The organism is Devosia alba (assembly GCF_039938915.1).
Taxonomy (GTDB): domain Bacteria; phylum Pseudomonadota; class Alphaproteobacteria; order Rhizobiales; family Devosiaceae; genus Devosia; species Devosia alba.
Genome location: NZ_JBDUUI010000002.1, coordinates 473,208 through 492,846 on the forward strand (window position 1 = coordinate 473,208; position 19,639 = coordinate 492,846).

General features: G+C 62.4%; 18 protein-coding genes. 11 read left to right on the forward strand and 7 right to left on the reverse strand.

Translation table 11 applies throughout. The features are described 5' to 3' along the window. Window positions 1-105 precede the first annotated feature (105 nt). The 3 genes from ABFY71_RS04870 to ABFY71_RS04880 all read left to right on the forward strand — a co-directional run bounded on the left by ABFY71_RS04870 (window position 106) and on the right by ABFY71_RS04880 (window position 2,766). Entirely contained in the window at window positions 106-1,359 is a 1,254-nt protein-coding gene (locus ABFY71_RS04870) for a glycerate kinase type-2 family protein (protein WP_347944917.1), read from the forward strand. A 48-nt stretch (window positions 1,360-1,407) separates the two neighbouring features. Beyond that, window positions 1,408-1,755, forward strand: coding sequence for a VOC family protein (locus ABFY71_RS04875; RefSeq protein WP_347944918.1), 348 nt, complete (start codon window positions 1,408-1,410; stop codon window positions 1,753-1,755). A gap of 72 nt (window positions 1,756-1,827) precedes the next feature. Beyond that, window positions 1,828-2,766, forward strand: coding sequence for a Gfo/Idh/MocA family protein (locus ABFY71_RS04880; protein ID WP_347944919.1), 939 nt, complete (start codon window positions 1,828-1,830; stop codon window positions 2,764-2,766). Window positions 2,767-2,813: 47 nt separating this feature from the next. Here ABFY71_RS04880 and ABFY71_RS04885 read toward each other — a convergent pair whose 3' ends face one another. Together ABFY71_RS04885 and ABFY71_RS04890 are read right to left on the reverse strand one after the other, a co-directional pair. Continuing rightward, complete coding sequence (locus tag ABFY71_RS04885; protein WP_347944920.1) at window positions 2,814-3,752, reverse strand: aldo/keto reductase; 939 nt, start codon at window positions 3,750-3,752, stop codon at window positions 2,814-2,816. A gap of 84 nt (window positions 3,753-3,836) precedes the next feature. Next, window positions 3,837-4,229 (reverse strand): VOC family protein, encoded by a 393-nt coding sequence (locus ABFY71_RS04890; RefSeq protein ID WP_347944921.1) that lies wholly within the window; start codon window positions 4,227-4,229, stop codon window positions 3,837-3,839. Window positions 4,230-4,452: 223 nt separating this feature from the next. On the opposite strand from ABFY71_RS04890, the gene ABFY71_RS04895 reads away from it, so the two are divergent. The 6 genes from ABFY71_RS04895 to ABFY71_RS04920 all read left to right on the forward strand — a co-directional run bounded on the left by ABFY71_RS04895 (window position 4,453) and on the right by ABFY71_RS04920 (window position 10,820). Next, complete coding sequence (locus tag ABFY71_RS04895; RefSeq protein ID WP_347944922.1) at window positions 4,453-6,048, forward strand: ABC transporter substrate-binding protein; 1,596 nt, start codon at window positions 4,453-4,455, stop codon at window positions 6,046-6,048. A 62-nt stretch (window positions 6,049-6,110) separates the two neighbouring features. After that, window positions 6,111-7,118, forward strand: a complete 1,008-nt coding sequence (locus ABFY71_RS04900; protein ID WP_305582926.1) for an ABC transporter permease subunit — start codon at window positions 6,111-6,113, stop codon at window positions 7,116-7,118. A gap of 8 nt (window positions 7,119-7,126) precedes the next feature. After that, window positions 7,127-8,041 (forward strand): ABC transporter permease subunit, encoded by a 915-nt coding sequence (locus ABFY71_RS04905; RefSeq protein ID WP_305582924.1) that lies wholly within the window; start codon window positions 7,127-7,129, stop codon window positions 8,039-8,041. 2 nt (window positions 8,042-8,043) lie between these two features. Beyond that, a complete protein-coding gene (locus ABFY71_RS04910; protein WP_305582922.1) occupies window positions 8,044-8,892 on the forward strand; it encodes an ABC transporter ATP-binding protein in 849 nt (282 codons plus the stop codon). Further along, on the forward strand, window positions 8,889-9,734 hold the full coding sequence (locus ABFY71_RS04915) for an ABC transporter ATP-binding protein (protein WP_305582920.1): 846 nt from the start codon (window positions 8,889-8,891) through the stop codon (window positions 9,732-9,734). The genes ABFY71_RS04910 and ABFY71_RS04915 overlap by 4 nt, the downstream gene beginning before the upstream one ends. 39 nt (window positions 9,735-9,773) lie before the next feature. Continuing rightward, entirely contained in the window at window positions 9,774-10,820 is a 1,047-nt protein-coding gene (locus ABFY71_RS04920) for a YihY/virulence factor BrkB family protein (RefSeq protein WP_347944925.1), read from the forward strand. Between the two features lie 6 nt (window positions 10,821-10,826). On the opposite strand, the gene ABFY71_RS04925 is transcribed toward ABFY71_RS04920, so the two are convergent. The 5 genes from ABFY71_RS04925 to ABFY71_RS04945 form a co-directional block, all read right to left on the reverse strand. Then, window positions 10,827-11,861 (reverse strand): Gfo/Idh/MocA family protein, encoded by a 1,035-nt coding sequence (locus ABFY71_RS04925; RefSeq protein ID WP_347944926.1) that lies wholly within the window; start codon window positions 11,859-11,861, stop codon window positions 10,827-10,829. Window positions 11,862-11,927: 66 nt separating this feature from the next. After that, window positions 11,928-14,603, reverse strand: a complete 2,676-nt coding sequence (locus ABFY71_RS04930; RefSeq protein WP_347944928.1) for a bifunctional diguanylate cyclase/phosphodiesterase — start codon at window positions 14,601-14,603, stop codon at window positions 11,928-11,930. 91 nt (window positions 14,604-14,694) lie between these two features. Continuing rightward, entirely contained in the window at window positions 14,695-15,486 is a 792-nt protein-coding gene (locus tag ABFY71_RS04935) for a DeoR/GlpR family DNA-binding transcription regulator (RefSeq protein WP_347944929.1), read from the reverse strand. A gap of 1 nt (window position 15,487) precedes the next feature. Further along, window positions 15,488-16,042 (reverse strand): gamma carbonic anhydrase family protein, encoded by a 555-nt coding sequence (locus tag ABFY71_RS04940; protein ID WP_347944930.1) that lies wholly within the window; start codon window positions 16,040-16,042, stop codon window positions 15,488-15,490. An 11-nt stretch (window positions 16,043-16,053) separates the two neighbouring features. Continuing rightward, entirely contained in the window at window positions 16,054-17,460 is a 1,407-nt protein-coding gene (locus ABFY71_RS04945; RefSeq protein WP_347944931.1) for a protein adenylyltransferase SelO, read from the reverse strand. A 101-nt stretch (window positions 17,461-17,561) separates the two neighbouring features. Here ABFY71_RS04945 and ABFY71_RS04950 point away from each other — a divergent pair, with 101 nt between their 5' ends. Together ABFY71_RS04950 and ABFY71_RS04955 are read left to right on the forward strand one after the other, a co-directional pair. Then, window positions 17,562-18,248 (forward strand): HAD family hydrolase, encoded by a 687-nt coding sequence (locus tag ABFY71_RS04950; protein ID WP_347944932.1) that lies wholly within the window; start codon window positions 17,562-17,564, stop codon window positions 18,246-18,248. A 365-nt stretch (window positions 18,249-18,613) separates the two neighbouring features. Then, window positions 18,614-19,504 carry a cell wall hydrolase gene (locus tag ABFY71_RS04955; RefSeq protein ID WP_305582902.1) on the forward strand — a complete coding sequence of 297 codons (891 nt, stop codon included), beginning with the start codon at window positions 18,614-18,616 and terminating at the stop codon, window positions 19,502-19,504. Window positions 19,505-19,639: the final 135 nt, after the last annotated feature.

A 19,639-nucleotide genomic window follows, 5' to 3' on the forward strand; every position in this document is an offset into this window, starting at 1 on the left:
TCCTTGACCGGTCGCTAGCCATAGTATGTGTCGGGCATTTGACACTGGCCATGCTCTTATAGCTGGCTACCCGCGCCCGTCGCGAATCGCAAGCCGAGAGAAACCATGCAAACCACCCTGCTTGAGCAGATGTTCCGAACTGCCGTTGCCCAGGCGCAGCCGGCCTTGGCTGTTGCCCAGAACCTGCCCGACCGTCCCAAGGGACGAACCGTGGTCATCGGTGCCGGCAAGGCTTCGGCTCAGATGGCGCGAGCCTTCGAACAGGCCTGGGATAGCCCGCTCAGTGGATTGGTGGTGACGCGCTACGGCTATGCAGAGGCCTGCGAACATATCGAAATCGTCGAGGCCGCCCACCCCGTGCCCGATGAGGCCGGGTTTCTCGCCGCCCGGCGCATCATGGAAACGGTCTCCGGCCTGGGGGCCGATGATCTGGTCGTGGCGCTGATTTCGGGGGGAGGGTCCTCATTGCTGCCGGCCCCGGGGCCCGGCCTGACACTGGATGACGAACAGGCCATCAACCGGTCCCTGCTGGCATCGGGCGCGCCCATTTCGGTCATGAACTTGGTGCGCAATCAGTTTTCGGCCATCAAGGGCGGCCGTCTGGCGGTCCGCTGTGCGCCAGCGCGCGTCGCCACCCTGGTGGTCTCTGATGTGCCAGGAGATGATCCGGCTTTGGTGGCGTCGGGGCCGACCATCCCGCTGACCGGCACGCGCGCGCTGGCCCGCAAATATGTCTCGCTCTATCGCATCGCGCTGCCGTCGCGCGCCGCAGATGCACTGGCCAGCGAGGATAATTTGGCCCCCCTGGCCAGCCACCCCGCATTGGCCCGCAACACTGTACGTACCATAGCCTCGGCCGCGCTATCGCTGGAGGCGGCTGCTGATCTGGCGCGAGAGCAGGGGGTAGAAGCGGCCATTCTCTCCGATTCCATTGAGGGCGAGGCGCGCGACGTTGCCCAGGTACACGCCGCCCTTGCCAAGGAAATCGCCAGCCGCAACCGGCCCTTTGCCAAGCCCGTTGTTCTGCTCTCGGGGGGCGAGACCACGGTGACGCTGCGCGGCAACGGGCGCGGCGGCCGCAATGGTGAATTCCTGCTCGCGCTGGCCATTGCCATTGATGGGGCCGACAATATCACCGCACTGGCCGCCGATACCGACGGGATTGATGGCTCGGAAGACAATGCCGGTGCACTTGTCGATGGCAGCACGGCCACGCGTTTGCGCCATGCCGGCATTGATCCCCTGGCGGCGCTGGCCAACAATGATGCCTATTCGGCCTTCAAGGCGATTGGCGACCTGCTAGTCACCGGGCCAACCGGCACCAATGTCAACGACTTCCGGGCCATCCTGATCCGCTAGCCAGCCCGCCGGCGCCACACTAGACTTCCAGCAGAACAGGAGGTCGGGATGGGCAGAGCAACAGGCATAGGCGGCGTGTTTTTCCGGGCCCGGGACACCCAAGCGCTGGCAAAATGGTACGAGGAGCATCTGGGCTTGCCGAGCTTTTGGACCCAGGAGGCCGGCCCCACGGTCTTTGCGCCCTTCAAGGCCGACAGCGATTATTTCCCGGCTGAGCGGCAGTGGATGATCAATCTGCGCGTCGACGATCTCGATTCGCTGCTCCAGAGCCTGCTGGAGGCCGGGATCACCAGCGAAACCCGGCCCGCAGAATGGGATTCAGCCGAAACCGGACGATTTGCCCGCATCCACGACCCCGAGGGCAATCCCATCGAGCTCTGGCAACCACCAAAATAATCATACAAATGCCCTTGGCAGAGCGGGGGTGGCTCTGTTCTATAGCCGCGACTTTTCGGGAGGAGCCAGACCATGGCCAAACGCAAGATCGCCGTTATCGGGGTGGGCAAGATCGCGCAGGATCAGCACCTGCCCGTCATCGATGGTTCCGCCGATTTCGAGCTGGCCGCGACGGTGTCGACCCGGGGCCTCGCCCATAAGGGCCTGCCGGTTTTCAAGACTCCGGCCGAACTCTACGCGGCAATGCCCGAAATCAATGTTGTCTCGATCTGCACCCCGCCCGGCATTCGCCATCAATATGTTCGCGAGGCGCTCGACGCGGGCAAGGACGTGATGATGGAAAAGCCGCCCACCACCACCATTGCCGAACTCGATGATCTGATCGCCCATGCCAAGCGGCTCGATCGCGTGCTGTATCAGACATGGCACAGCCAGTATAATGCCGCGGTTGATCGGGCCAAGGCATTGCTGGCCGAGCAGGGCGTGACCGCGGCGCGGATCGACTGGCGCGAAAGCGTGCGCAAATGGCACCCCGGCCAGGACTGGGTCTGGGAGCCCGGCGGGTTCGGCGTCTGCGATCCCGGCATCAACGCCTTTTCGATCTTCACCAAGGTGATGCCCTATCCGGTGTTTGTGGAAGCCAGCACGCTGACCTTCCCCGCCAACCGGCAGACACCCATAGATGTGGCCATCACCTTCAAGTCCGCTCAGGCCCATAAGCCAAAGCTGTCAGCCGGGTTCAACTGGCTCGAGGAAAGCGGCGAGATCTGGACCATTCGCTTCGAGACCGGCACGGGCGACGTGGTCAAGCTTGAGGGGGGCGGGCGCACGCTCAAGGTCAATGATGCAGTGGTGCTGCAGCATGGCGATGGCGAATACGCTGCCATGTACGATCACTTTGCCGATCTGCTGGACCGCCATGAAAGCGATGTCGACACCACGCCATTCCGCCTGATGTCAGACGTGTTTCTGATCGGCGCGCGCGTCAATGGCCCTGATTTCCAATGGTAGGCTGAAGGCGAGACCCCCCCCACACGGGGAGGGCCGGTGGCGCCGTTTTAGTGCCCGGCATCCGTCAAGGCCTGCAGGTCGGCGTCGCTGAGCTTGAGCCGGACGCCCTTGGCCAGGCTCTGTACCTGCTCAACCGAGGTCGCCGAGGCGATGGGGGCAGTGACGCCCTTTTGCGCTACCAGCCAGGCCAGTGACACTTCAGCAGGTGTCGCGTCATTGGCCGCCGCCACGCGATCTAGCGCGGCCAGGATCGCCTCGCCCTTGCCATCGAGATATTTTTCCATGCCGCCGCCGCGCTGTGACTTGCTGAAATCGGCCTTGCTGCGATATTTGCCGGTCAGGAAGCCTGCAGCGAGACTGTAATAGACAATGGTCCCCAGATCTTCCTCCAGCACCACATCGCGCAACGCCTCGAACGTCTCCCGGTCATACAGATTGTATAGCGGCTGCAGTACTTCGTAGCGCGGCAGGGATTTGATCACCGCGGTCTCGTGCGCGGCCCGCACCATGTCGCTGGTGTAGTTCGAGGCGCCGATCACCCGGACCCGGCCCGAGCTCACCAGGGGAGCATAGGCCGACAGGGTTTCCTCATGGCTGGTTTGGGGATCGGGCCAATGGCTGAAATACAGGTCGACATAGTCGGTCTGCAGCCGCTTCAGCGATGCTTCCACACTATCATGGATGGCCTTGGCACTCAGCCCGCCGGGCTTGTTGGCTGAATTGACCTTGGTGAAAATATGCACCGCTTCGCGATTGCCGCGGGCCCGCATCCACTTGCCGATAATGGTCTCGCTCATGCCGGGTGGATTGCCTGGTACCCAGTTGGGATAGCCTTCGGCCGTGTCAATGGCGGTAAACCCGGCTTCGACATAGGCGTCCAGGATCTTGAAACCCTGCGCCTCGTCCACCGTCCAGCCAAAGACATTACCCCCCAGTACCAGGGGTTCGATAACGAGTTCACTGCGTCCAAGGGGGCGGCGATCCATGAGGCGACTCCTTTTTCTGTTCTCAGTCTCAACGGCGGGGGTCGAGTTTCGTTCGCCTGCTGGCCAACTGGGTCAGGTCAAATGTCAGCCCTTCGGCTCGATGAGGTCCCATTTATTACCATAGAGGTCTTCAAACACCGCGACCCAACCATAGGCCTCGTGCCGTGGTGCTTCGAGGAATTTCACCCCGCGTGCCAGCATGCCTGCATGGTCGCCGGCAAAGTCATCGGTCTCCAGAAATCCCATGACGCGGCCACCGGTCTGATTGCCGACGGCGCCGTGCTGTCGGGTGCTATCGGCCCGGGCCAGCAGCAATCTGGCGCCGCCGCCCTTATTGGGCCCAACCACCACCCAGCGTTTGCCGCCACCCATTTCGATATCGGCAAGCAGGGCAAAGCCGAGTTGGTCGCGATAAAAATTGATCGCTGCATCATATTCGGCGACGACGAGCGTCACGGTTGCAATGGTTTGGGTCATCTCTGTATGGACCACCAGCGCTGTCGCCGGGTCAAGCGCGGTGGGTGGCGAGCCGAACGGTTCGATAAATAACCGTCCAATCCTGTGGATTCGTCTTCGCTCCGTCATCAGATTGACCAATTGGTCAAACTCCCCCATTGCACTCCCCCGGATTCTAGGCTTTGTTGACCTCAAGCCCTGGTTGGCAAGCCGGGTGCATAAAACTTTTCGGGAGACAACAATCATGAAATTGATGAAAACGCTGCTCGCCGCGACGGCCGTTCTGGCACTCGCTGCCGGCGCGGCCCAAGCCAAAACTCTGGTCTATTGCTCGGAAGGTTCGCCGGAGGGTTTCGATCCGGCACCCTACACTTCAGGTACCACATTCGATGCCTCGAGCCGTCCGATCTACAACCGCCTGGTGCAGTTCACCAAGGGTTCGTCCGACACCGAGCCGGGCCTGGCCGAGAGCTATGACGTGTCCGAAGACGGCCTGGAATATACTTTCCACCTGCGTCAGGGCGTGAAATTTCACAGCAGCGACACCTTCACCCCGACCCGCGACTTCAACGCTGACGACGTGCTGTTCAGCTTCGAGCGCCAGTGGAAGTCCGATCACCCGTGGAATGCCTATACAGCAGGCATTTCCTGGGAATATTTCAACTCGATGTCGATGGGCGAATTGCTCTCCAGCATCGAGAAGGTTGACGACTATACCGTCAAGTTCACGCTGACCCGTCCCGAAGCGCCCTTTATCGCCAACATGGCGATGGACTTCGCGTCGATCATGTCGGCCGAATATGCTGCCCAGCTCGAAGCTGCCGGCACCATGGATCTGCTGAACCAGGCCCCGATCGGCACTGGCCCGTTCGAGTTCGTCAACTACCAGCAGGACGCCGCGATCCGCTACTCGTCCTTCGATGACTACTGGGGTGGCGTACAGCCGCTCGACGACCTGGTTTTCGCCATCACCACTGATCCGGCCGTCCGCATGCAGAAGCTGCAGGCCGGCGAATGCCATGTGATGCCGTATCCGAACCCGGCTGATCTCGACTCCATCCGTGCCGATTCCAGCCTGCAGTTGATGGAGCAGGAGGGCCTCAATGTGGGCTACCTCGCCTACAACACCACCATGGCACCGTTCGACAATGTGAACGTCCGCAAGGCGCTCAACATGGCTGTCGACAAGCAGGCCATCGTCGATGCCGTGTTTGAGGGCAACGCGACCGCCGCCATCAACCCGATCCCGCCGACCATCTGGTCGTACAACACCTCGATCGTCGACGACGAGTACAACCCGGAAGCCGCCAAGGCCATGCTGGCCGAAGCTGGCGTCGAGAACCTCTCGATGAAGGTCTGGGCCATGCCCGTGTCGCGTCCATACAACCCGGATGCTCGCCGTATGGCCGAGTTGATCCAGGCTGACTACGCGGCGATCGGCGTTACTGCCGAGATCGTCTCGATGGAATGGGGTGAGTACCTCTCCCAGTCGCTGCTGCCCGACCGTGATGGTGCCGTGCTGCTCGGCTGGACCGGTGACAATGGTGATCCGGACAACTTCCTCGCCGTTCTGCTTGGTTGCGATGCCGTTGGTTCGGCGAACCGCGCCCAGTGGTGCAATGAAGAGTTCGACGCTCTGATCCAGAAGGCCAAGATTACTTCTGACAAGGCCGAGCGTACCGCTCTCTATGAAGAAGCCCAGGTTGTGTTCAAGCGCGAAGCGCCATGGCTGACCATTGCGCACTCGGTCGTCTTCATGCCAATGAGCACCAAGGTTACCGGCTATGTCATGGACCCCAAGGGCACGCACGCCTTTGACGGCGTCGATCTCGCCGAATAATCGGTCCTTTCACGATAAGGGGGCGGCGCTGCGGCGCCGTCCTCTGCTAACGGATAGCATCAATGATCCGATTCCTTCTGAATCGCCTGTTCCTGATTGTGCCGACCTTCATCGGCATAACCATTCTTGCCTTTGCCTTCGTTCGCGTGCTGCCGGGTGATCCGGTGCTGCTCATCGCCGGTGAACGCGGCGTATCCCCCGAACGTTACCAGATGTTGCTCGAGCAGTTCGGCTATAATCGGCCGATCTGGGAGCAGTACTGGAGCTATTTGTCGGGGATATTCCAGGGTGATTTCGGCACCTCGGTTTCCACCAAACGTCCGGTGATCCGGGACTTCCTGACGCTGTTCCCGGCGACGCTTGAGCTGTCCTTCTTCGCAATCAGCTTTGCCATCCTGCTCGGCATTCCGGCTGGCGTCATCGCCGCTGTCAAGCGCGGCTCCTGGTATGACCAGACGCTGATGGGCACCGCCCTGGTCGGCTATTCCATGCCCATCTTCTGGCTGGGCCTGCTGCTGATCATCTTCTTTTCAGGCATGCTGGGCTGGACTCCGGTGTCCGGCCGCATTGACATGCTGTACTATTTCCCGGCAACGACGGGTTTCATGACCATCGATGCCCTGCTTTCAGGGCAGGACGGTGCCTTCGTTTCGGCGATGCGCCACCTCATCCTGCCAACAGTAACACTGGGCACCATCCCGCTCGCGGTCATCGCCCGGCAGACCCGCTCGGCCATGCTCGAAGTGCTGGGTGACGACTATGTGCGCACCGCGCGCGCCAAGGGGCTGGCTCCCCATCAGGTCATCGGCGTACACGCCCTGCGCAACGCGCTGATCCCGGTGGTCACCACCATCGGTCTACAGGTCGGGGTGATGATGGCGGGGGCCATCCTCACGGAAACCATCTTTTCCTGGCCCGGGATCGGAAAGTGGATGATTGATGCGATTTCCCGTCGCGATTATCCGGTGGTGCAGGCGGGCCTGCTGCTGATTGCCCTGATCGTCATGGCGGTCAATCTCATCGTCGATGTGCTCTACGGGCTCATCAATCCGCGTATCCGGCACACTTAGGAGGCGACATGTCCACTCCCGTTATCGTCGCCGATCCGAACGCCGCACCCAAGATCAGCAAGCTGATCCAGTTGCGCGAGTTCTGGTATTATTTCTCCGTCAATCGCGGGGCTGTCATCGGCCTCGTCGTCTTCATCCTATTGGTGCTGACGGCCATTTTCGCGCAGTGGCTCGCGCCGCATTCGCCGATCCAGCAATACCGCGACGCCCTGTTGTCACCGCCATCCTGGCTGCCAGGCGGGCGGCCCGAATTCCTGCTTGGCACCGATGCGGTGGGTCGCGATATACTGTCGCGGCTGATTCACGGTTCGCAGTATTCGCTGCTGATCGGCGCTGTCGTGGTGACCATATCACTGACCGTCGGTATCATTGTCGGGCTGATTGCCGGTTATGCCGGCGGCTGGGTTGATACGGTGCTCATGCGGCTGATGGACCTGATCCTGGCCTTTCCCTCGCTGCTGCTGGCGCTGGTTCTGGTGGCCATCCTCGGCCCCGGCCTGCTCAACATGATGATAGCCATCTCCCTGGTCCTGCAGCCCCACTTTGTGCGCCTGACCCGCTCGGCCGTGCTGGGAGAGATCGGCAAGGACTATGTAACCTCGGCCCGCGTTGCCGGTGCCAGCCATTTGCGGCTGATGTTCAAGACCATTCTGCCCAATTGCCTGGCGCCCTTGATTGTGCAGGCGACGCTGAGCTTTTCCAGTGCCATTCTCGATGCTGCGGCGCTGGGCTTTCTGGGCCTGGGCGCCCAGCCGCCAACCCCCGAATGGGGCACCATGCTCGCCGAAGCGCGCCAGTTCATTCTGCGTGCCTGGTGGGTGGTGACTTTCCCGGGCCTGGCAATCCTTGTCACAGTGCTGGCCATCAATCTTGTTGGCGACGGATTGCGCGACGCGCTCGATCCCAAGCTCAAGAGGAGCTGACCATGCCCCTGCTCGAAATCAAAAATCTGTCGGTATCGTTCGATACCTCCATCGGCCTGTTCAAGGCCGTTGACGGCATAGATGTGTCGGTCGATGGCCGCGAAGTGCTGGCCATTGTCGGGGAGTCCGGCTCGGGCAAGTCCGTGGCCATGCTGGCGGTGATGGGGCTGCTGCCCCCCACCGCTACCGTGACCGCCGACAAGATGGAATTTGAAGGCATCGATCTGCTCAATATGGACCCGGCCGATAAACGCAAGATCATCGGCAAGGATATCGCCATGATCTTCCAGGAGCCGGTGGCGAGCCTCAATCCCTGCTTCACCGTCGGCTTCCAGATCGAGGAAGTGCTGAGCCGCCACATGGGGCTGACGGGTCGTGCCGCCCGCGATCGCGCGATCGAACTGTTGCTGATGGTCGGCATCCGGGACGGGGCCGAACGCATCGGCGCCTTCCCGCACCAGATGAGTGGTGGCCAGTGCCAGCGCGTGATGATCGCCATGGCCATTGCCTGCAATCCCAAACTGCTGATTGCCGACGAGCCGACCACCGCGCTTGACGTCACCATCCAGCGCCAGATTCTGGACCTGCTGGTGCAGTTGCAGGTCGATACCGGCATGGGCCTGATCATGATTACCCATGACATGGGCGTCGTCGCCGAGACCGCCGACCGCGTCATCGTGCAGTACAAGGGCCACAAGATGGAAGAGGCCGATGTGCTGACGCTGTTTGAACAGCCCAAATCCCGCTATACCCGCGCCCTGCTGTCGGCCCTGCCTGAGAACGCCGTAGGCGACCGCCTGCCCACAGTGGCCGATTACGATTTTGCCGATGAACTGGGGAGCACGCCATGAGCAACGCGGCTATTCCTCCCGTTCTCGAAGTCCGCAATCTGACGCGCGACTATGTCACCGGCGGCGGCCTGTTCAGGCCGGCCAAGGTGGTGCACGCCGTCAAGAGCGTGAATTTCACACTGACCAAGGGCAAGACGCTGGCCGTGGTCGGCGAAAGCGGTTGCGGCAAATCCACCCTGGCGCGCATGATCACGCTGATCGACCAGCAGACTGCGGGTGATATCCTGATCGACGGCGAGATCGTCGACAAGACCCATGGCGTCACCAAGGCGATGCGCCAGAAGGTGCAGATCGTGTTCCAGAACCCCTATGGCTCGCTCAATCCGCGCCAGAAGATTGGCGACGTGCTGGCCGAGCCATTGCTGCTCAATACCGATATGGGCAATGACGAACGCCGGCAGAAGGCTATGGCGATGCTGCTCAAGGTCGGTCTGGCGCCCGAGCATTTCAACCGCTATCCGCACATGTTTTCCGGCGGCCAGCGCCAGCGTATCGCCATCGCCCGCGCCCTGATGCTCAATCCGAGTTTTCTGGTACTCGATGAGCCGGTTTCGGCCCTCGACCTGTCGGTGCAGGCGCAGATCCTCAACCTGCTCAAGGATCTGCAGGACGAGTTCGGCCTGACCTATGTCTTCATCAGCCATGATCTGAGCGTGGTGCGTTATATCGCCGATGAGGTGATGGTTATGTATTTCGGCGATGTGGTGGAGCATGGCAGCCGCCAGGCCGTGTTCGACAATCCCCAGCACGCCTACACCCAGACCCTGTTTGCCGCGACGCCCAAAGCCGATGTGGCAAGCATTCGGCGTCGCCTCGCCGCCAAGGCTGCCCTGCCCGCCTGATCCTTTCATCGTATTGCCATGGAGCCACCAGCCGGTTTCATGCGTTACGCTGCCATGATCGAGCACAGCCAGCACCAGCGCGCCCGGCAACACAACCGGGGACGCCAGGCCACCGGGCCTGGCGCCATTCCCTGGCGCGGCTGGAAAGATATCGCCTATCGTCTGGTCGTGGGGTTCAATGACAACCGGGTGCCGCTGACGGCAGCCGGTGTAACCTATTTCCTGCTGCTCGCACTGGTGCCGTCATTGAGCCTGTTCGTGATGGCCTATGGTCTGCTCAATGATGCCACCAGCGTGGTCAAGCAACTCAACCTGCTAGCGGGCATCGTCCCTGAGGGTGGGCTCGACATCATCCGGGAGCAATTGGTGCGGCTGACCAGCCAGGACGATCGTTCCCTGGGTATCACGCTGCTGCTGTCTCTGGGCATTGCATTGTGGAGCGCCGGCGCCAGCATCAAGGCGCTGTTTGAAGCCATGAACGTGGTCTATGGCGAACAGGAGAAGCGCAATCTGCTCGCCATCAATGTGCTGGCCCTGATCTTCATTCTGGGCGGCCTGGTGCTCACCATCATTATGCTCAGCGTCGTCCTGGTGCTGCCCGTGCTGCTCAGCCTGCTGTGGCTGTCGCGCTCTGAATGGCTGGTTCAGCTGGGCGCCTATGCCGTGCTGCTGGTGTTTCTGCTGCTCGCCATATCGGCGTTATATCGCTGGGGGCCGAGCCGGCAGGAGGCGCGCTGGCGCTGGATTACCCCGGGCAGCCTGTTTGCGGCCCTGGCTATTCTGTCAACGTCCGCGCTGTTTTCCTGGTATGCGGCCAACATCTCCCACTACAGCGCTACCTATGGTTCACTGAGTGCCGTGGTGGGCATGCTGACCTGGATGTGGCTGTCGATCACCATCGTCATCCTGGGTGGCTCACTCAATTCCGAGATCGAACACCAGACTGCCAGGGATTCGACCACCGGCGCCGCCATGCCCATTGGCCAGCGGGGCGCGTTTGTGGCCGATACCGTGGGCGAGCGCTGGCCGGCGCGGGGCGGCACGACCCCGACCGTGCCGTCCCAGGAGCGCCCACCTGAAAGTTGAACCGGCCTAGACCGGCAACCGCCGACCCTCGCGTGATGACCGCATCAGGGCGTCGATCAAGCGATGAACCAGCAGCGCCGTGTGACCGTTCGACAGCGGTGCCCGGTCATCGCGCACCGCGTCGACGAAGTCGGCAATCTGGTCTGCATGCCAGTCAAAGGGGAAGGCCATCGGATCGGCGCCACCGCCCCCCTCGCTGGTCTCCCCTTCACTGATGATGTCGCCACTGCGGGTGTGGATTGTTAGATTGCCAGCGGTGAGTGTAGCCGCTGCCTCGGCAAAGTTCAGCGTCAGGCTTTCGGGCCCGCCCGGGAAATTGGCAGTGGTCGCCATAAGCGCGCCCACCGCACCATTGGCAAATTCAAGACCGGCGGCCACGAAATCCTCGGTCTCCATCTGGTGCAGCCGTGTTGTTGCGGCCATCGCCGTGACGGCCCTGACCGGGCCGCACAGGCTCAGCATCAGATCAAGCGAATGGATGGCCTGGGTGATCAGCACGCCACCACCATCCTGGGCAATCGTGCCGCGACCGGGCTGGTCATAATAGCCCTGCTGCGGACGCCACCATGGCACCACCAGATGCACCGTCTCGAGCCGGCCGTAGCGTTGCCCGGCAATGGCCTCGGCGAGAAATTTTGAAGCAAGGCGGAAGCGGTGCTGGAAGATGACGCCCAGCTTGACATGGGCGTTGTCGCAGATCGCCACGATCCGCTCGGCCGCCTCGACAGTGCGCTCCACCGGCTTTTCGAGCAGCACATGCTTGCCCGCCCTGGCTGCGGCAGCGACAATCTCTTCGCGCGCATTGGGCGGCGTCAGCACCAGTATCGCGTCAAGGCGCGGATCGGCCAGCAGCGCCTGATAGCTCGGCGCAGCGGCAAAGCCATAGGTGCTGCAGAAGGCGTCGAGCTCGGCCCGGTTACGGCGATAGACGCCCAGCACATTGATGGTATCGGCCAGCGACTGCAGCGCCAGCGCATGTGGCTTGGCCCCCATCCCGGCACCGATTACCCCGATTGCAAACCGTCCCTGTTCGTCTGCCATTTTGACTCCCCCATAACGTCATCAGGGGCGATCAATGGACTATGCGCGCCGCTTTGAAAAGGGCGCCTAACTGGCCAGGCGCCAGGGTTGCTCGGTAAGAAAACGCTCCAGATCGGGCGCACAGAGGGGTTTGGCGAACGCATAGCCCTGCAGGATATCGCAGCCCAGATCCCGCAGAATGGCGGCATGCTCCATGGTCTCGACACCCTCAGCAACCACCTCGATGCCCATGGATTTGCCGATATCGATGATCGAGGTCAGCAATTGGCGCTGGGGCATGTCCTTGAGGATCGGCATGACCAGTTGGCGGTCAATCTTGAGCCGGGTCGGGCGCAGTTTCTGCAGCGAGACGATCGAGGCATAGCCCGTGCCGAAATCATCAATTTCGACATCGATGCCCAGTTCCTTGATCTGGTCGATATTCCAGCTGACGATGTCATCATTATCGTCCAGATAGACCGACTCCACCAGTTCAAACGAGATGCGGCCAGGCCTGATGTCGAGCCGGCGCAGGCTGGTGATGAGCTCTTCGTCATGCAGGCGGCGCAGCGAGACATTGACCGAGGCACGCGGCACGATCAGGCCCATGGCCTCCCAGCGATCCAGGGCGGCGAGCGATTGCTCCAGCATCAGCCGGTCGATCGTCGCCATGACGTTGAGCTCTTCGGCCACTGGCAAAAAGCTGTCAGGCGTCATGATGCGTCCATCAGGGTGGCGCCAGCGGGCCAGAGCTTCAACCCCGACAACGTCGAGTGTGCGCGCATCAAATTGCGGCTGGTAATAGGCAATGAATTCATCGCGTTCCAACCCGCTCAGAATTTCGTCGGCCACACGCTTGGTATTGATCACCTCCGCCTGCAAGGCGGTCGAGAAGAACTCATGGCAATTGCGGCCGCGCCCCTTGGCGCGATACAGCGCAATATCGGCATTGATCAGCAATTGCCTGCCATCAAGCGCTCTGCCACAGGCGCTGGCAATGCCGATGCTGACGCCGAACCGGCATTCATGGCCTTCATAGGTCACCGGCTGGCGCATCTGTCGCACAATGGCGTCGGCCAGCGCCGCCAGTTCGGCCTGGCTGTCATTGGCAGTGGTCAGCACCACGAATTCGTCGCCACCAATGCGGGCGACGAAATCGCCGTCCCGGCACTTGGCGCGCAGCACCGCACTGGCATGCACCAGCATGGCGTCGCCCGCCGCGTGCCCCAGCGTATCGTTGATCTGCTTGAAGCGATCCAGATCGATATGCAGCAGGGCAATTGACTGGTCGGGCCCAAACCCCTCGGCCGCCAGCCCCTCGAGCTTTTCGTCGACATAGCGCCGGTTGGGCAGTCCGGTCAGGCTGTCATGCAGAGCATTGTGCTCGATACGGATCCGCGCCGACTCCAGTTCTGCATTGTGCGCCAGGGCCTGTTCGGTGGCATGCTGGAGTTCCCTGTTGAGCTCGATATCGGTCGTCACATCCCAGTTGGCGCCGATCACCTTGTCTGGCGATCCGGGATCGCGGTGCAACGTGGCGACGGAGCGGACATGGCGCAGGCCGCCATCGGGCAACAGAACCCGGTAATAGCCCTCATAATGGTGGCCGTCCGCACCGATCATGCGCTGGAATTCCTCCTCGGCGCGATTCTGATCGTCCGGATGCACCGCGCCCTTCCAGTCCTGATGACTACGCGGCCCGCCATCGGCTGACCTGCCATAAAGTTCGTTGGTGCGAGCGTCCCAGGTCTCGCAACCGCTGGCCATGTCCAGTTCCCAGACGCCCACCTTGGAGACGTTCAGGGCCACTTCCAGCCGGCGCGACATGCGGCTCAGCTCGGACTCGCGCGATTTGAGGGCAAGGAAATGCAGTTTACGCTCGCCCACCAGATGGCCGGTAATCACGATCGGCACGAGGATCAGGATGCCCGCGACCACAATTGCCAGACGCATCAGCCAGTTCTGGTCCGAGACCGTCGACCAGCCTCCCCTGGGAACAGCCGAAATGGTCCATGCACCATAGGGCATGGTTATCTCGGCTGAGACCGGCGCCTGCGCGCTCAGGTCGGGGCCAAAAAATGGCGCCAGCGACTGCTCGACCGCATCTTTGCCGCTCAGCGACAGCTCAATGTCGAGTGTTGGGTCGGTCAGGCCGCTATCGGCGTAAAGCCGGTCGACATCGATGACGGCCGACACCAGGCCCCAAAATCGCCGGCCCTGGGCGCTGTCGACGAGAACCGGAAACCGTCCAATAAAGCCGCGCCCCCCTTGAACCAGATCGACTGGTCCGGCCAAGACGAGCTGGCCCGTATCGCGTGCCAGCATTGCTGAACTGCGCTGCGCCGCATTGAGGCGGTAATTCAGGCCAATGGCGCTTTCATTGCCGACCAGCGGATAGCTCATGGTGACGATCATGTCGGGCGCAATGGCGATTGAACGCAACTGGCTTTGCGCCTCCAGCAGATTGCTCGCCAGGGCATCAAACTCGGCCTGTGTCAGGTCCGGCGTGGTCGCGACTACCGAAACCAGCCCGCGCACCAGTTGCAGACTGGAATTGATGTTGCCTTCAAGCTTGGCCCGGATCACTGCCAACTCGGTCAGTACGTGTGCTTCGGCCCGTGCGCGATTAATGGTCGAGCTCTGCAGATCAAGAAAAAAGCCACCAGCGACCAGCACGATCAGAGCCACCAGCGCCGGCACCAGCGTGGGACGCAGCCAGCTATAGCGGTGTCCGCCCTCAATTTTCTCGTTGCCAGCCACCATACGCCCATCCCGACGGCCATTCTGGCCTGACATGACTATGCGGCCTGACAATTGCTGTTTGATAATTTTCAGCGGGAAGCTTGGGGTGTGGTTAGCGTTGAGCTAATGCTGGCGGCCGGCTTGTCTCAACAAGGAGAACGCCAGCGGCTTTGCAGAGCTGGCGAAAGCTCTCGGACGGGCAATGGTCGGTCACGAAGCTGCCGATCTGGTCAATCCGGGCAATGCGCACGGGTGCCGAGCGGCTGAACTTGCCCTGATCGGCCACCAGGATTACGTGGCGGGCATTGGCGATGATGGCCTGCGCAACCTTGACCTCGCGATAGTCGAAATCGAGCAGGGCCCCCTGCTCATCCAGCGCTGAGGCGCCGATCACGGCATAGTCCACCTTGAACTGGGAGAAGAAGCCGGCAGCCGCTTCGCCCACCACTCCGCCATCGGAGGGTCGCACCACGCCACCGGCAATGACCACCTCAAAGCGCGGATAGACCCGCATGCGGTTGGCCACATTGATGTTGTTGGTTACCACCAGCAAGCCCGTATGATCGAGCAGCGCCTGGCTGACTGCCTCGGTGGTGGTGCCGATATTGATGAATAGTGACGCACCATTGGGAATGAGCCCGGCCACGGCCGCGCCGATGGCTTCCTTGGCGTCGGCGGCGATGCGGCGGCGCGATTCGTACTCCAGATTTTCGACGCCCGAGGGCAGGGTTGCCCCACCATGCACGCGGGTCAGCTGGCGCTGCTCACAGAGCTGGTTGAGATCCTTGCGAATGGTCTGCACCGATACCGTGAAATGGGCCGCCAGCGCGTCAACCGTGACCCGGTTGTGCTGGCGGGCCAGTTCCAGGATTTCCCGATGGCGTACGCTCGTCTCATTGGCCATGCTAGGCGGGTTCAAAATCATTGAGGCGCGCCGTTACATCCACCAGGCCGGCAGCAAAGCGTCGGGCATTGCGCACATAGCCATCGGCGGATTTGCGCAGCCCGGCAATGGCCGCCTCGTCCAGGTCGCGGATCACCTTGCCGGGCGCCCCTACCACCAGCGAGCCATCGGGAATTTCCTTGCCCTCGGTAATCAACGCGCCGGCCCCGATCAGGCAGTTCTTGCCGATCCTGGCGCCATTCAGCACGGTGGCACCCATGCCGATCAGCGTATTGTCACCGATGGTGCAGCCGTGCAGCATCGCCTTGTGGCCAATGGTGCAGCCTTCGCCGATCGTCAGGGGGAAGCCCATATCGGTGTGCAGCACCGTGTTTTCCTGCACATTGCTGCGCGCGCCAATAGTGATGGCTTCATTGTCGCCCCGGGCCACCACGCCAAACCAGATGCCGGCCTCGGCCCGCACGATGACACGACCGATCAGGACCGCACTTGGTGCGATCCAGCCCACATCGGCGGCGATCTCGGGGGCAATGCCATCCAGTGCATATAGCGTCATCTCGTCTCTCCTCACCCGGGGCCATAGGCTTGGCGCATCTGGGCGATCTCTGCCAGCGCCTGCTGCAACAGCGTCCAGTCATCGCGTTCGGCGATGGGTGTCCAGATCGCCTCGACCTCTTCAATCAGCATAGTGCGTGGGGTTGGCCGCGCAAAGTAGGGGTGACCAAGATTGACATCGTCGCTGGGCGCATAGGCTTCCAGTGCATCAGCAATCGGCCGGAATGCGGCGCTCGCATAATGCTCGGCCGACGGGCTCCGCGCCGCCCGTTTGGCGCTGAGGCCACCCCCGCGCCAGTCAAACAGCATCTGTTCATAGGGTGCCTGGGAGGCGGCCAGGAACTCAAACAGGGCCGTGACGAACGTCCCGTCGCTCTCGGTGTCGCGCGGCTGCAGCCCCAGTCGCCGCAGCATCTGGAGCGGCAGTGCCGCGCGGAACTGCGGCCACACGGTATTGAGCGCGGGTTCGAGTGCCGCAATGCTGGAGAGCGGCACCAGACACTCGGCCAGCCGGGTCAGGTTCCAGGCCAGCGCATCGGGCTGGCGGCCGAAGCTGTAGAGCCCTGTTTCATCGAAATAGGCGGCGATGAAATCGGGATCATAGCGGGGGATGAAGCGCCATGGACCGTAGTCGAAACTCTCCCCGGTAATGTTGATATTGTCGGAGTTGAGCACGCCATGCACAAAGCCCGCCGCAATATATTGCGCGCCCAGCCGGGCGACCCGGGCGACCACCGCAGTGAGAAAGGCAGCGGCGCGATCCTCAGCATCGGCAAGCGCGGGATAATAGGTGGCGATTGCGTAGTCGAGCAGTTGCTGCAGCCCCGCTGTGTCGCCGAGATAGGCCAGGCGCTGGAAGGTGCCGACGCGGATATGGCTGTGGCTGAGCCGCACCAGCGCCGCCGACCGTGTGGGCGATGGCTCGTCGCCGCGCTGCAGTGCTTCCCCGGTCTCCACCAGCGAGAAGCTCTTGGAGGTAGTAACGCCCATGGCGTCGAGCATTTCGCTGGCCAGCACCTCGCGCACCCCACCCTTCAGTGTCAGCCGGCCATCGCCGCCGCGTGACCAGGGGGTGCGGCCGGTGCCCTTGGTGCCGAAATCGAGCAGGCGGCCGTCGTGCAGGTCGTAGCCCTGCGCGAAGAGAAAGCCGCGGCCATCGCCCAGTTCCGGATTGTAGCTGCGGAACTGATGCCCGTGATAGCGCAGCGCCAGCGGCTCGGGGAACGAGCCGGGCAGGGGGGTGAACCGCCCGAAATGGGCCAGCCATTGCCTTTCGCTCAGCCCATCAAGCCCCATGCGCGCGGCCCAGCGCTGGTCGCGGTGGCGCAGGATGGTCTGCGGGAAGTTGGCAGGCGCGACACGATCATAGAACGCATCGCCCAGCGTCTCGTGGCTGCGGGCGGGTTTGAAATCAGTCATGGTTGCACAAGGCTAGCACAGCCGCTGGCATTCGCCAGCGCGCAACCCTGCCTTTCGTGCAGCCGCCTAGCACTGCGCGGCAAATCGCCCTATATCGTGCCATGATGACACGCCCAACCGACCTTTTGCGCCTGACCCCGTTCCAGGCAGTGATCTTTGACATGGACGGCACGCTGCTCGACACCGAAAGCGTTTTTCGTACGGTGGTATTTGAGGTCTGCGACGAGCTCGGTTTCCCCATGACTGACGCGGTCCACCTCTCGATGATTGGCGGCAGCCATGAAAGCACCAACCAATTGCTGGTCGAAGCCTATGGTGTCGCCTTTCCCTATGCCCTGTTTGATCAGCGCTGCCGGCTGATCATGGGCGAACGCAGCCATGGCGGCGTGCCGGTCAAGCCCGGCGCCCGTGAATTGGTCGGCGAACTGCGGGCCCGCGGCATCCCCACGGCGGTGGCGACCTCCTCGCGCCAGCCCCATGCCATCACCCATCTGGGCGCCGCCGGCCTGCTCGAGCTGTTCGATACCATCGTTACCCGCGATGACGTCATTCAGCCCAAGCCCCATCCTGAACCCTATCTGACCGCCGCCCGGCGTCTCGGCGTTGCCCCGCTGCACTGCCTGGCGCTGGAAGACAGTCACGCCGGCGTGCGCGCCGCCCATGCTGCCGGCATGCAAACCGTGATGGTGCCCGATCTGGTTCATCCCAATGACGAGGTCCGCGCACTGGGCATTGCCGTGACGGAGAGCCTCAATCACGTCCTAGCGGCGGCGTTCGACCGCTCCTGATATCACGCCAGAGCTGCTGCTCCTGCGTGCCCTGGCCCCTGGCCGGGGCAGTTTGAGACTGGGCAATGATCGGGCCGCCGGGGCTTGCCTCGGCCGCGCCGCCAATTGGTAAACTTTTATCTTTCCGGCCCATCCCCCCTTCACCACACCACAAGTCCTTGCCTTTCAAGGGTTTTCATCTGCCGCTCTGTCGATTAACCGTAACTTAAGATGCTAACGGCTATGGTTAATCAGTCGTAAATTCTGACTTCCCAGGGCGGCCAAGCTTGGCTAGTGTGCCCGCAGAAGTGACCAGGGACTCGCCAGCGGGTTCTGACGAAGGCGCGCCGGAGACGACCGGACGCGCTCAGGGGTAAGGACGGGGCATGACGAAATCCAGGCAGCTCAACGCTGTACGTGCTCTCGGGCACGTGTGCGCGATGACGCTCGCGCTGCTTGTGACTCTCGTGCCGGCCCAAGCCCAGACCCAGCAGCTCGCCTTGGTTACCCCGCTTCCCGTCCCCGCTGATCTTGTCGCCCTGCGGGCCCAGCCGGCCATCGGGCCGACGCTGGTGCCACTGGCGCCGGGCGAACAGGCGCTGACCCCCGCCTTGCTGAGCAATTATGTGCAGCGCCAGCAGACGCTGCGCGCGCTCGATGTGCTGGGTATCGCCACCCCGCGTCCGCTCAATTCCGACGTGCTGCTGAGCTATATTGCGCGCGGCGCCTTGGGCAGCAACAGCGCCGTCTCGGCCATTGCCAGTTTCACCGCTGCACCAACCACGCCGCAGCCGGCATTGAACAGCGGCGCGCTGGCCGCCTATATCGACGCGGGTTATCAGCCCACCGGCAAGCGCATCGAGCATGCTGAGGCCGAGCGCGATTGCCTGGCGCAGGCCATCTATCACGAGGCGCGCGGGGAAAGCGCAGCCGGCCAGCTCGCGGTGGCCAATGTCATCGTCAATCGCGCCCGCTCCGCCAAATTCCCCTCCACCCTGTGTGGCGTGATTTACCAGAACGCCGACAAGGGCCGCTATCGCTGCCAGTTCACCTTCGCCTGTGACGGCCGCACCGATGCACCCGGCGAACGCCGCGCCTGGGCCCGCTCGGCCGATCTGGCACAGGCTGTCTATGCTGAGTTCGCCACCGGTGAATCGGTTGGGGCCGTGCCGCGCTCGGCGCTGTACTATCACACCACCAGTGTTCGCCCGAACTGGGCCAATACCTACAATGCGGTCGCCCAGATCGGCTCGCACATTTTCTATTCGCCCAACTAGGGCAATCCTCTCCCTGTCGAACGCGCCGTCGTGCTGGCACGCCGCCCTAGCCTGAACCGCGTCCTTCGCGGACCTGCGTTCCTGTGCCGCTCATCCCGGCCTGCCCTTGATGGGGAGGCCGGGCGAGGGTGAAGC